Genomic DNA, 12,908 nt, shown 5'->3' with positions numbered 1-12,908 from the left:
AGCAATCGCTTTTCAGCGAGAGCCTGCCCGGCTAAGCCCGGGGACGATGCCCTCACGCATACGCACCGCTTATGACCGTCGTTTGACCGATGGCCGTCTGACGCCCGATCCGTCGCAGGTTCCGGTGGTCGAGGCCCTGTCGCGGCTGGAGAAGGATCTGCGGAAAAAGGCCCCGCTGGGCGGCCTGTTCGGCGGCGGGCCCGAGGTGCGCGGCGTCTATCTGTGGGGGCCGCCGGGACGGGGCAAGTCCATCCTGATGGACCTGTTCTTTGCCTGCGTGCCCGAGAAGCGGAAGACGCGGGCGCATTTCCACGCTTTCATGGCCCGGGTGCACGGCCTGATCCGCCAGTGGCGCGAGGGCGACGCGAAGACGCGCAAGGCGGTGTTCGGCCAGTATCGCGGTGACGATCCCATCCGGCCGATCGCCGAGCTGATCGCCTCGGAGGCGCGGCTGCTGTGTTTCGACGAACTTCAGGTCACCGACATCGCCGACGCCCTGATCCTCGGCCGGCTGTTCGAGGCCCTGTTCGAGCAGAATGTGGTGCTGGCGGTCACCTCCAACCGGGCCCCGGACCAGCTGTATCTGAACGGGATCAACCGCGACCTGTTCGTGCCCTTCATCGCGCTGATCGAGCAGAAATGCGCGGTGGTCAGCGTCTCGGGATCGCGCGACTGGCGGCTGGACCGGCTGATGGGCGACCGGGTCTGGTTCACGCCCGTCGACGCGGCCAACCGGGCGGCGTTCGAGACGCTGTGGTCCGATCTCAAGGGCGAGCAGGCGGAATGTCCGGCGCATCTGTCGGTCGCGGGCCGCGATGTGGTCATCGCGCGCACCGACGGCGGGCTGGCGCGGGCGACGTTCGCGCAGCTGTGCGGCACGGCGCTGGGGCCGCAGGACTATCTGGCCGTCGCCGCGCGGTTCCACACCCTGTTCATCGAGGACGTGCCGGTGCTGGGCCCCGCCAACCCGCAGGAGGCGCGGCGGTTCGTGACCCTGATCGATGCGCTCTACGAGGCCGGGACGCGGCTGGTGGTCCTCGCGGAGGCGGGACCGGAGGCGCTGTATGTGCGGGGCGTGGGCGCGTTCGAGTTCGAGCGGACGGTGTCGCGGCTGAATGAAATGTCGGGGGCCGAATGGCTGGCCCGCGAAAGACCGGTGTAGGCTCGCCGCCATAATTCCGCTGGGCCGCTCAGGCCAGAGTTCGCGATCCCGGAGATCTTCCCCCATGCGCCTGCCCGTCCTGTTCGCCGTTCTCGCCCTCGGGGCCACGTCGCCCGCCCTGGCCCAGACGCCGGTCCCGGCCGCACCCGCCGCCGCGGTCGCCGCCCTCCCCAAGGGCGTCGCCGTCGCCGACGCCCGGGCCTGGCTGATCGGCCTGGGCGGAACGGTGGCCGAGCCGGTCGAGAACGGCACGGCCCAGGTGCTGACGATCGCGGACGAGCCGCTGCCCTGGACCCTGACCTTCTACAACTGCCCCGGGGCCGGTCTGTGCGACGACGTCCAGTACAGCGCCGTCTTCTCGGGTCCGATCACGCTCGATCAGGTCAACGCCTGGAACCGCGAGAACCGCTATCTGAAGGCCTTCTTCGTGCCGGGTGCCACGCCCGCCGAGGCCGGGGCGGTGGTCCAGTATGACGTGGTGCTGACGGCGACGGGCACCCAGCCCCTGCAGGAGCCGACGGTGATCTGGCTGCAGATGCTGCGCACGTTTGCGCAAGGGCTGGCGCAGGCGGCGACACCGGCGGGGACCTGACCCGCCCTCGCGAAGCGGGGCAGGGCCTTTACTGCGGCGGCGGGACCGGCGGACCGCCGGGCGGCGGGGCGAAGGCAAGCGGCGGCACCCCGGCACCGGGTGATCCGGCGACGACCGCGCGATAGATCTGGTCTCCCACCGGACTGTAGGTGATCGCCTCGGTGGCCAGGGCCATGCCGAGCATGGCCGCGATGCCCCAGCCCCAGGCCGGGTGGACGCGACCGCTGCGGCGGAGGTCGGCCACGACACCGATCAGCGGGAAGATCATGCACGCCGCGAACGTGGCCTCCCAGGCCCAGGGCTGAAGCAGCGGCAGCGGCAGCAGCCGCCCGAAGCCGGGCCCCAGCAGGATCGCCATGGCGCAGAAATGCAGGCGTCGATGCCATTCGGTCGAGCGACGCAGCACGATCGCCGCGACCGTCAATCCGGCGAAGGCGAACAGCGACAGCGGATCGAAGACGAGGAACTGCAGCGGGCGGAAAAAGAACGGCACCCGCCCCTGCCGCGCCAGCTCCACCGTCACCAAGCATCCCAGCACCAGCATCGGCACGATCCACGCCGCCGCGATCCATCCCAGCGGCCGGTGCAGCGCCATGCGGCCGGTGGCGATGAAGGTGTTCTGCAGCAGATAGATAACCACCCAGCCCATGAAGACGACGGCGTGGGCGTGCACCAGCAGCGGTGCCGAGAAACTTGACCGGCCCATGCCGAGCTGCAGTGAGAAGCCGGCCACGATCACCAGAACCATGGCGAGCGATGCGCCCATGAAGAAGCGCTCGTTGCCCGCCTTCGGCGCAAAGGCGTTGTTTGAAACCGTCGTCATGGCCACCCCCCGATGTCGAAGGGAGCCTAGTCTCCCGGGGCTGAAATTCAAGGTTCGCTGAATTTGAGGCCCGATTTCGGCCGGGGATTGGCCACCGGTGCTGTCGTTGATCCGGCGGGGATTGTGGCGGCATCGCCGGACGGGCGGCGGTCGACCTGCGATCCTGCTGTCGGCCGGTCCTCAGCACCACGGGACCACGGCTGTTGAGGGATTGCGGTGGCGGGACTGGACAGGCGCAATGGAAAGGTCGTTCGGTAGTCGCGCGTCTTGCCGGGGACAGACCCTGGAGGCCGCGCCCGGTGAATTCGATCCGAAACCGCTGAACTGTAGACCGCCCATGACATCGGTCCGTGCCCATCGTTCCGTTCTGCCGATCCTGTGCGTCGCCGGGGTCGTTGGCCTCGGCGCATGCGCCTCCATGCCCGGACTGCCCACGCTCGAGCTCAACCGCGCACAGGCGAACCAGGGGGGCGCGACCTTCAGAGAAGGCGTGGGAATGGCGGTTACGACGCCACTGGATGATCTGAACCTCCGCCGCCAGGCGGTGCCGGAAATTCTGATTGCCGCGCGGGCCGCGCCCTATGCGACCGTCGGTCTGCGCCGGTGCAGCGACGTGATCGCTCAAATCGATGACCTGGACGAGGCGCTCGGGCCTGACGTCGACCAACCTGTCCCTGCGACCGGCACGGGCGATCAGGCGGCGAACGCGGCTCTCGACATGGTCCGTGACACCGCGACCGATTTCATTCCCCTGCGCAGCTGGGTCCGCAGGCTGTCGGGTGCGGCGGCCTATGACCGGGCGGTCCAGGCCGCGATCCGGGCCGGTCTGGTTCGACGCGGATTCCTGAAAGGCATCGCCCAGCAACGGCGCTGCGCGCGACCTTAGAGCCCAAGTCAAAAAGGCCCCGGATCGCTCCGGGGCCTTCTTCATACGGTGCGGTTCGCGCTCAAACAGTGAGCGACCGCCTCGCGAGCGATAGCGCCCTTAAGCGAGGCTGCCGTCGATGTCCTTGCAGGCCTGGATCAGGCCGTTCACCGACTCGACCGACTTGGCGAACATGGCCTTTTCCTCGTCGTTGGTGGTGAACTCGACGACCTTCTCGACGCCGCCGGCGCCGATCATGGCGGGGACGCCGACGTAGAGGTCCTTCAGCCCGTATTCGCCCGACAGCCAGACGGCGCAAGGCAGGACGCGCTTCTGGTCCAGTAGATAGGAACGGGCCATGGCGATGGCGCTCTCGGCCGGGGCGTAGAAGGCCGAGCCGGTCTTGAGCAGGGCGACGATCTCGCCGCCGCCCTTGCGGGTGCGGTCGACGATGGCGTCCAGCTCGGCCTGGCTCAGGAAACCGGCCTTGACCGCGTCGGGCAGGGGCAGGCCGCCGATGGTCGAATGGCGCACCATGGGCACCATGTCGTCGCCGTGACCGCCGAGCGTCCAGGCGTGGATGTCCTGCACCGAGACGCCGGTCTTCTCGGCGAGGAAATACGCGAAGCGGGCCGAGTCGAGCACGCCGGCCATACCGACGACCTTCTCTTTCGGCAGGCCCGAGAATTTCTGCAGGGCCCAGACCATGGCGTCGAGCGGGTTGGTGATGCAGATGACAAAGGCGTTCGGGGCGTGCTGTTTGATGCCCTCGCCGACGGCCTTCATGACCTTCAGATTGATGCCAATCAGGTCGTCGCGGCTCATGCCCGGCTTGCGCGGCACGCCGGCGGTGACGATGCAGACGTCGGCACCGGCGATGTCGGCATAGTCATTGGCGCCCTTGAGCGTGACGTCGGAGCCCATGACGGCGGTGGCCTCGGCGATATCCAGCGCCTTGCCCTGGGGGGTGCCCTCGGCGATGTCGAACAGGATGACGTCGCCCAGCGCTTCGCGCGCGCCCACATGAGCCAGGGTGCCGCCGATCATGCCGGCACCGATAAGGGCGATTTTCGCGCGAGCCATGAGAGTCTTCTCCGGGAGGGTGGATCTTTGCGGTTGCGAACCGCGGTCGGGCGGGGTCTAGACCCGCGAGCGCGGGCCTGCAACCGTGACGCCGCGTCACCGGAGCACCTATGGCCCGCCCGCCCGAAACCCGTCCCGAGTTCGTCGCCGCCGAGGCCGTGCCCGCCGACCTGATCACGGTCGTGGACGAGACGACGGTGCGCGCCGGGGTCGCGGCCTGGCGGACAAGGATGCTCAAGCGGCCGGGCCTGTGGGACAGGGCCACGCGCGGGACCCAGGAGCGGATCAACCGCATCATCCCGGAGCGGGTGCATGCCGTCATCACCGCCGGCGTCGAGGCGATGACGAAGGGAATCCTGTTCGGCTCGGACCTGATCCCGGCGCGGCCCATGGCTGACGGCTCGCTGGCCGCGCGGGAGTTGCGTGCGCGGGCGAAGATCAAGGCGTACCGCACGACAGCCAGCGTCGAGGGCGGAGTCGCCGGGGCTGGCGGCTTCGTACTGGCGGCGGTGGATTTTCCGGCCCTGATGGCGATCAAGGTGCGGATGCTGGGCGATGTCGTCGGCGCCTATGGCTGGGGCGACGATACGGTCCGGGAGCGGCTGTTCCTGCTGCACATCTTCCACCTGGCCTTCGCCAGCGCCAAACGACGGCCCGAGGCGCTGGCCGAACTGGAGCGATGGATCGCCGGGGTCGACCAGCCGCAGGCGGTCACCGACTATGACTGGCGGCGGTTCCAGATCGAGTACCGCGACTATATCGACCTGGCCAAGCTGGCCCAGCTGATCCCCGTCGTCGGCGCGCCGATCGGGGCGGCGGTCAACTGGCGGCTGGTCGACCGGCTCGGCGAGACGGCGATGATGGCCTGCCGGATGCGGTGGATGGCGGAGGGCTAGGCGCCGCCAGCCGAAGGCTTTGTATATACAAAAATTCTTGTGATTCCGCGTTTTTGTATATACGCTTACGGCTGATGGCCATTGACTTCGATCCCGGGAAGGACGCCGCCAACATCGCCAAACACGGCGTGTCCCTTTCGGCAGCCAGCGAAATGGTCCTCGACGATGCCGTGATCGTTGCGGACACCCGCTTCGACTACGGCGAAGAGCGATTCAACGCCTACGGGCTGATCGGCGAGACACTGCACGCGATGACCTTCACCCTGCGCGGTGACGGCGTGCGCGTGATCAGCCTTCGCAGGGCGAGGCCAAAGGAAGTGAAGCGTTACACCGAGTGAGGGCCGCCGTTGCGACCCGTCGAGCCAGGGAGGTCCAGATGGACGACAAGGATGACGCCCCGGAGCTGACCCGGGACATGATAAAGCGGGCATCACGCGGTCGGAATGTGCTTCCGGAAGCGGTGCTCGCCCAATTCAGGCGCGGCCCCGGACGGCCGCCGGCCGACAATCCGAAAGTCCCGGTCTCTATCCGGCTCGACAAGGATGTCGTCGATCATTTCAAGGCCACGGGCGACGGCTGGCAGACGCGGATCAACAGTATCCTTCGGGACGCGACATCGGGTCCGTCGGTCGGCTCCAAGCCAGCCCGATCATCATCGAAACGCCGCGCTTGAGTTCCTGTTTTGTTCATGCATTGATGATCACGGAAACGGAGGGCTTCGACATGATCGGCTATGTGACACTGGGCACCAACGATCTCGAACGGGCGGCGAAATTCTATGATGCGATCGCCGCGGAAATGGGCACGTCGCGGATGATGGAGTGGCCGGGGGCGATCGCCTGGGGTACGCCGGGCGGCGGGGCGGGCATCGGCCTGACCAAACCGTTCAACGGCGAGGCCGCCAGCGTCGGCAACGGCGTTATGGTGGCGCTGGAGGCGGCGTCGCGCGAGCAGATCCACCGGCTGCATGAGATCGCCCTGGCGTATGGCGGGCGCTGCGAGGGGCCGCCCGGACCGCGCGGGGACACCTTCTACGCCGCCTATTTCCGCGATCCGGACGGCAACAAGCTGAACGCCTTCATGATGGAGCAGGGCGCGGTAGCTTGAGTCCAAACATAGATTTTTCTGTTCCTGACGACAAAGTTTATCGATTATCTTTGTTGGAACCGCAGGCATAGCCTCATCCCGAACCACACCCTCGGGAGAAGCACCATGGACGGAAACGCTGGCGGACCCTCGCCCCTGAATGATCCGAAGAAAGAGCCGGCGGCGCTGCGCAGCCTGCTGGGGCGGACCAACCGCGACTGGTGGCCCAATCAGCTGACCATGGACATCCTGCATCAGCAGGGAAAGTCGGGCGACCCAATGGGCGACGGCTTCAACTATGCCGAGGCCTTCAAGACGCTGGACTATGCCGCGCTGAAGCGCGACCTGACCGCCCTGATGACAGACAGCCAGCCGTGGTGGCCGGCGGACTATGGCCACTACGGCCCCTTCTTCATCCGCATGGCCTGGCACTCGGCCGGGACCTATCGCACCGGCGACGGGCGCGGCGGTGCCGGCGCGGGGCAGCAGCGGTTCGCGCCGCTGAACAGCTGGCCGGACAACGGCAACCTCGACAAGGCGCGGCGCCTGTTGTGGCCGATCAAGCAGAAATACGGGGCCAGCCTGTCGTGGGCCGATCTGATGATCCTGGCCGGCAATGTCGGCATCGAGAGCATGGGCGGACCGGTGTTCGGCTTCGGCGGCGGCCGGGCCGATGTGTGGGAGCCCGAGAAGGACGTGTACTGGGGCACCGAGGAACAGTGGGTCGGCTCCGAGGGCAATGAGACCCGCATCCAGCCCGACAAGCAGATGGCGCTGGAGAGCCCGCTGGCGGCCATCCAGATGGGACTGATCTATGTGAATCCCGAAGGCCCCGGCGGTGTGGCCGATGCGCTGCAGTCGGCGCGCGACATCCGCGAGACCTTCGCTCGCATGGGCATGAACGACGAGGAGACGGCGGCCCTGACGGCCGGTGGTCACACCTTCGGCAAGGCGCACGGCGCCGGCGACGCAAAGCTGGTCGGGATCAGCCCCGAGGGCGCGGACATCGCCCAGCAGGGCATGGGCTGGATCTCGGGCCACGAGAGCGGCATCGGCGACCACACCATCACCTCGGGCATCGAGGGGGCGTGGACGCCCACGCCGATCACCTGGGACATGGACTATTTCAACATGCTGCTGGACCACGACTATGAGCTGGTCCGCAGCCCGGCGGGGGCCAAACAGTGGCAGCCGGTCGGCAATCCGCCCGAGACCCTGGCACCGGCCGCCCATACGCCGGGCAAGAAGGTCCCGACGATGATGACCACGGCCGACATGGCGTTCAAATTCGACCCAGCCTATCGCCCGATCATGGAGAAATTCCGCGCCGATCCGGCCCATTTTGCCGACGCCTTCGCCCGCGCCTGGTTCAAGCTGTGCCACCGCGACATGGGGCCGAAGGTCCGCTACCTCGGGCCGGAAGTGCCGGCCGAGGACCTGATCTGGCAGGACCCGATCCCCGCGCCGACCGGACCGGCCATCAGCGCCGGCGACGTCACAGCGCTGAAGGCCCACATCGCGGCCTCGGGCCTGTCGGTCGCCGAACTGGTCACGACCGCCTGGGCGGCGGCGGCGACCTATCGCGGCTCGGACCATCGCGGCGGCGCCAATGGCGGACGTCTGCGGCTGGCCCCGCAAAAGGACTGGGAGGTCAATGAGCCGGCGAAGCTGGCGCGGGTGCTCAAGGTCTATGAGGACATCAGGGCTGCGTCCGGCATTCCGGTCTCCATCGCCGACCTGATCGTGCTGGGCGGCTCGGTCGGGATCGAGCAGGCGGCCAGGGCGGCGGGTCATGCCGTCGAGGTGCCGTTCACGCCCGGCCGCACCGACGGCTCGCAGGAGCAGACCGACGTTGACGGCTTCGCCGTGCTGGAGCCCAAGGCCGACGGCTTCCGCAACTATCTGCAGGTACGGTTCAACGTGCCGACCGAGGAGCTGCTGGTCGACCGGGCGCAACTGCTGGGCCTGACCGCACCAGAGATGACGGTGCTGGTCGGCGGGCTGCGGGTGCTGGGCGCCAACTATCAGGACTCGAAACAGGGCGTGCTGACCGATCGTCCGGGCCAGCTGACCAACGACTTCTTCGTCAATCTGCTGGACATGAAGACCGGCTGGAAGAAGGTCGACAGTGAGGGTGACGAAACCTTTGTCGGCACCGACCGGATCACGGGCGCGAGCCTGTGGACTGCGACGCGAACCGATCTGGTGTTCGGCTCCAACTCGCAGCTGCGGGCGCTGTCCGAGGTCTATGCCTCGGCCGATGCGGGACAGAAGTTCGTCAAGGATTTCATCGGTGCCTGGGTCAAGGTGATGAACGCTGACCGCTTCGACCTGCCGCGCGCGGAACGGCATCAGCCCGTCCATTGACGCCGCCCCCGCCGCCGCGCCGCTCGCGCGGCGGCGGGAGTCCGGTCGATAGATACAGCCGATTGTCTTTGATTTCTCCATAGTGCAACCCTATCTGTCGGCCATGCTCCCCACCCTGCGCCAGCTCCAGTATCTCAAGCTTCTGGCCGAGCATGCCTCGTTCAGCCGGGCGGCGGAGGCGGCCCATGTCAGCCAGCCGGCCCTGTCGGCGGGGGTGCAGGAGCTCGAGAAGATCCTCGGCGCGCCGGTGGTCGAGCGGACGCGGGGCAATGTTCAGCTGACGGCTGTCGGGGCCGAGGCGGTCAGACGGGCCGAGGACGTGCTGGCGCGGACCGAGGACCTGGTCGAGGCCGCCAAGAACGCGGGCAAGCCGCTGTCCGGCCGGTTCCGGCTGGGCGTCATCCCCACCGTCGCGCCCTTCCTGCTGCCGACCAAATTGCCGGGGATCAAACTGGCCTGGCCGGCGCTGCGGCTGTTCATCCGCGAGGACCTGACCCCGCGGCTGATCGCCGGTCTGAAGGCGGGCCAGCTGGACGCGGCGGTGATCGCCCTGCCTTACAGCGCCAGCGGCGTCGACCATGCGCGCATCGGCGACGACGAGATTCTGGCCGCGGCACCGGTGGGCCATCCCCTGGCCGGGACCGGACCGATCCCGGCGGGCTCGCTGAAGGCGGAGGACCTGATCCTTCTGGAAGACGGCCACTGCCTGCGCGACCAAGCGCTGGCGGCCTTCGACATCGTCCCGCCCAAGGGCGACGACGTGTTCGCGGCGACGTCGCTGCATACGCTGGTGCAGATGGTGTCGGCGGGCCTGGGGGTCAGTTTCCTGCCCGAGATGGCGGTGCGGGCCGGTCTGGCCGACATGCCCGGCGTCGTGGTGCGCCCCATCGCGGCCAGGGCCCCCCGCCGCGAGATCGTGGTCGCCTGGCGCACCGGCTCCAGCCGGGCGGCCGAGGCGAAACTGCTGGCCGAGGCGCTGACCCTGGACTGAGGGTCCCTGTGCTCCGCTGATCCCGGCTTTCGCCGGCATGAGCGGGATCGAGGCGGCGCTAGCATTACGACACCGTAACGTGCGCCCGACGGTCCCGCTGTTAGGGTCCGCCGGCCCGGATGCGTCGGGCGTTCGGAGCTTGCGTCCATGAAGTCCCGCCTGATTCTGACGGTCGCCGCCGCGGCCCTGTTGCTGGGCCTTCCGGCCGCCGCCCAGACCGCTCCGGCTGCGGCGCAGACCGCGGCCGTCGCCGTGCCGCCGCTGGGCTTCGTCAAGCGGACCCTGCCGAACGGCATGGATGTCTATACGGCGCGCGACACCTCGACCTCCAACGTCACGGTCCAGGTCTGGTACCGCGTCGGCTCCAAGGATGACCCCCAGGCGCGTTCCGGCTTCGCTCACCTGTTCGAACACCTGATGTTCAAGGCGACCAAGGACTTCCCGGACGAGACCTTTGACCGCCTGACCGAGGACGTGGGCGGCAACAACAACGCATTCACCAGTGATGACGTCACCGCCTATCACGAGACCATTCCGGCCAATCACCTGGAGCGGCTGATCTTCGCCGAGGCCAGCCGTCTGGGCTCGCTGGTGGTCAATGAGAACGTGTTCGAAAGCGAGCGCGATGTGGTCAAGGAGGAATACCGCCAGGGCGTCCTGGCCCAGCCCTATGGCCGCCTGTTCAGCCTGTTCGTGCCGGCGACCGTCTATCAGGACAGCCCCTACCGCCGCTCGACCATCGGCTCGATCGAGAACCTCGACGCCGCGACCATCGAGGACGTCCGCCGCTTTCACGCCACCTACTACCGGCCCGACAATGCCTTCCTGATCGTGGCCGGCAATTTCGACCAGGCGCAGCTGGACGGCTGGATCGACCAGTATCTGGCCCCCCTGCCCAACCCCGACCGGCCGCTGCCGGCCAATCGCGTGGTCGAGCCGGAGCCGACCGGTCCGCGCGAGGTCACCTTCCACGCGCCGAACGTGCCGCTGCCGGCCGTCGTCCTGGCCTGGCCGACCGTGGCCTATCGCGACGCCGACCGGATCGCGCTGACCGTCCTGGACGGCGTGCTGTCGACCGGCGAGAGCTCGCGGCTCTATCGCTCGCTGGTCTATGAGCAGCAGCTGGCGGCCCAGGCCTCGTCCAGCCCCGACTTCGCCAAGCAGGCGGGCTATATGTCTACCTTCGCCATCATGGCCGGGGGCAAGACGCCCGACGAAGGCATCGCCGCCCTGCGCGCCGAGATCGCCCGCTTCCGCGACGAGCCCGTCACCGAGGCGGAACTGGCCGAGGCCAAGAACGAGCTGGTGGCGGACGCCCTGCGCAGCCGCGAAACCGTGGACGACCGCGCCAATGTGCTGGGCTTTGCCCTGATCCAGACCAATGACGCCTCGGTCGCCGACCGCGAGATCGCGGGCATCCAGGCCGTGACCGCCGCCGACATCCAGAGGGTCGCCCGCCGCTATCTGACCGACCAGCGCAGCGTCACCATCCGCTATCTGACCGCCGATGAGGCCAATCCCGTCTCGCAGCAGGTGACCGAGGTCACGGCCCCGGTGCAGATCGCCGACCTCGCCCCGGTCGGCGAAATCCTGACCCTGTTGCCCGAGGCCGAGCGCGCCGCCCTGCCGGGGATCGCCGAAGCCGTGTCACCCGTGACGCCGCCCGTCGCTGATTTCCGTCTCGACAACGGCCTGCGGGTTCTCGTCGTCGAAAAGGACGGCCTTCCGCTCGTCTCGGCCCGCCTGAGCTTCGATGCCGGTCAGGCCAATGAGGCGGCCGGCAAGGCCGGTGTCGCCTCCATGACCGCCGCCCTTTTGACCCAGGGGACCACCACCCGCACCGCGCCGCAGATCGCCACCGAGATCGAACAACTGGGCGCCACGGTGGGCGCGGGGGCCGGGGCCGACTTCTCCAACGTCTTCGCCAATGCCCCGGCCAATGTCTTCCCCCAGGCCCTCGCCCTGATGGCCGATCTGGTCCGCAACCCGACCTTCGCCGAGGAAGAACTGGACCGTCAGCGCACCCAGGCGCTGGACGCGCTCCGCATCGCGTTGACCACGCCCGGCCCGGTCGCAGCCCAGGCCGCCGCGCGGATCGTCTACGGCGACGCGCAATACGGCAGCCCCGCTTCGGGAACCCTGACGACCATTCCGGCCATAACGCGAGAGGACGTCGCGATTTTCCACAGCCAGCGTTATCGCCCGATCGATGCGACCCTGGTCTTCTCCGGCGACATCAACGAGGCAGAAGCGAGGGCACTGGCCCAGAGCGCATTTGGGGACTGGACCAGCGCATCCGCTGTCGCGGCTGCCAACAATCCAGCGGGTCCGACCCTGCCGCCGCGCATCGTCGTCATCGACCAGCCGGGTGCCGGTCAGGCGGCCGTGACCGTCGCCCTGCGCGGCGTGTCGCGGACCGATGCCGACTATTTCCCGCTGACGCTCGGCAACACCCTGCTGGGCGGCAGCTTCACCTCGCGGCTGAACCAGGAAATCCGCATCAAGCGCGGGCTCAGCTATGGCACGCGGTCATCGCTCGGCGTCCGGCGCGACGACGGTCTGTTCACCGCCAGCGCCCAGACCCGCAATGACGCCGCCGCCGAGGTCGCCGACCTGATCCTGGCCGAGGTGACGCGCCTGTCGACGACCCGGCCCAGCCCGTCCGAGCTGACGACCCGTCAGGCGATCCTGACCGGCGCCTTCGGCAGTTCGCTGGAGACGGTGGACGGTCTGGGCGGGCTGGTCGCCGGTCTGGCGCTCTATGACCTGCCGATGAGCGAACTGGCGGACTATGTCGGCAACGTCGAGGCCATCGACGGCCCGGCGGTCGAGGCCGCCTTCGCCCGCCACCTTCCGGTCGACCGCGCCAGCCTGGTCATCGTCGGCGACGCGTCGAAATTCCTCGACGCCCTGCGGGCGAAGCATCCGGACGTGGAGGTCATCCCGCTGTCGAGCCTGAACCTGGACAGCGCGGCATTGAAGTAGTCGCGACGACAGGGTGGGGTCTGTCTGCATTCCCCACCCGGTCGCTGCGCGACCACCC

At 68.3% G+C, this 12,908-nt stretch carries 12 protein-coding genes; 10 read left to right on the top strand and 2 right to left on the bottom strand.

The features are described from left to right. The first annotated feature begins 46 nt into the window (after positions 1-46). Both zapE and ACP7AS_RS02110 read left to right on the top strand, forming a co-directional pair. Complete coding sequence (gene zapE / locus ACP7AS_RS02115; RefSeq protein ID WP_426027171.1) at positions 47-1,162, top strand: cell division protein ZapE; 1,116 nt, start codon at positions 47-49, stop codon at positions 1,160-1,162. 64 nt (positions 1,163-1,226) lie between these two features. Further along, positions 1,227-1,754, top strand: coding sequence for a hypothetical protein (locus ACP7AS_RS02110; RefSeq protein ID WP_426027170.1), 528 nt, complete (start codon positions 1,227-1,229; stop codon positions 1,752-1,754). Positions 1,755-1,782: 28 nt separating this feature from the next. Here the strand turns inward: ACP7AS_RS02110 and ACP7AS_RS02105 are convergent, their stop codons facing one another. Beyond that, positions 1,783-2,577 (bottom strand): hypothetical protein, encoded by a 795-nt coding sequence (locus tag ACP7AS_RS02105; RefSeq protein WP_426027169.1) that lies wholly within the window; start codon positions 2,575-2,577, stop codon positions 1,783-1,785. A 337-nt stretch (positions 2,578-2,914) separates the two neighbouring features. Here ACP7AS_RS02105 and ACP7AS_RS02100 point away from each other — a divergent pair, with 337 nt between their 5' ends. Beyond that, complete coding sequence (locus ACP7AS_RS02100; RefSeq protein ID WP_426027168.1) at positions 2,915-3,463, top strand: hypothetical protein; 549 nt, start codon at positions 2,915-2,917, stop codon at positions 3,461-3,463. Positions 3,464-3,562: 99 nt separating this feature from the next. Here the strand turns inward: ACP7AS_RS02100 and mdh are convergent, their stop codons facing one another. Beyond that, the gene (gene mdh, locus ACP7AS_RS02095; RefSeq protein WP_426027167.1) at positions 3,563-4,525 is read right to left on the bottom strand and encodes a malate dehydrogenase; all 963 of its coding nucleotides are present in this window, start codon (positions 4,523-4,525) and stop codon (positions 3,563-3,565) included. A 110-nt stretch (positions 4,526-4,635) separates the two neighbouring features. Between mdh and ACP7AS_RS02090 the strand changes: the two genes are divergently transcribed. From ACP7AS_RS02090 to ACP7AS_RS02060, 7 genes are all read left to right on the top strand, one after another. Then, entirely contained in the window at positions 4,636-5,421 is a 786-nt protein-coding gene (locus ACP7AS_RS02090) for an EcsC family protein (protein ID WP_426027166.1), read from the top strand. Positions 5,422-5,495: 74 nt separating this feature from the next. Further along, positions 5,496-5,759 carry a BrnT family toxin gene (locus ACP7AS_RS02085; RefSeq protein WP_426027165.1) on the top strand — a complete coding sequence of 88 codons (264 nt, stop codon included), beginning with the start codon at positions 5,496-5,498 and terminating at the stop codon, positions 5,757-5,759. Positions 5,760-5,797: 38 nt separating this feature from the next. Continuing rightward, positions 5,798-6,094, top strand: coding sequence for a BrnA antitoxin family protein (locus ACP7AS_RS02080; RefSeq protein WP_426027164.1), 297 nt, complete (start codon positions 5,798-5,800; stop codon positions 6,092-6,094). Between the two features lie 23 nt (positions 6,095-6,117). Further along, positions 6,118-6,528, top strand: a complete 411-nt coding sequence (locus ACP7AS_RS02075; protein ID WP_426027163.1) for a VOC family protein — start codon at positions 6,118-6,120, stop codon at positions 6,526-6,528. Positions 6,529-6,633: 105 nt separating this feature from the next. After that, the gene (katG, locus tag ACP7AS_RS02070; protein WP_426027162.1) at positions 6,634-8,874 is read left to right on the top strand and encodes a catalase/peroxidase HPI; all 2,241 of its coding nucleotides are present in this window, start codon (positions 6,634-6,636) and stop codon (positions 8,872-8,874) included. Positions 8,875-8,977: 103 nt separating this feature from the next. Beyond that, a complete protein-coding gene (locus ACP7AS_RS02065; protein WP_426027492.1) occupies positions 8,978-9,865 on the top strand; it encodes a hydrogen peroxide-inducible genes activator in 888 nt (295 codons plus the stop codon). A 147-nt stretch (positions 9,866-10,012) separates the two neighbouring features. Next, positions 10,013-12,850: a M16 family metallopeptidase gene (locus ACP7AS_RS02060; RefSeq protein WP_426027161.1), complete on the top strand. Its 2,838-nt coding sequence runs from the start codon at positions 10,013-10,015 to the stop codon at positions 12,848-12,850. Positions 12,851-12,908: the final 58 nt, after the last annotated feature.

It is taken from the genome of Brevundimonas sp. TWP2-3-4b2, assembly GCF_049897345.1.
Taxonomy (GTDB): Bacteria; Pseudomonadota; Alphaproteobacteria; order Caulobacterales; family Caulobacteraceae; genus Brevundimonas.
The sequence above is the reverse complement of the archived record's forward strand: the minus strand, read 5'-3'. Positions and strand labels throughout refer to the sequence as shown.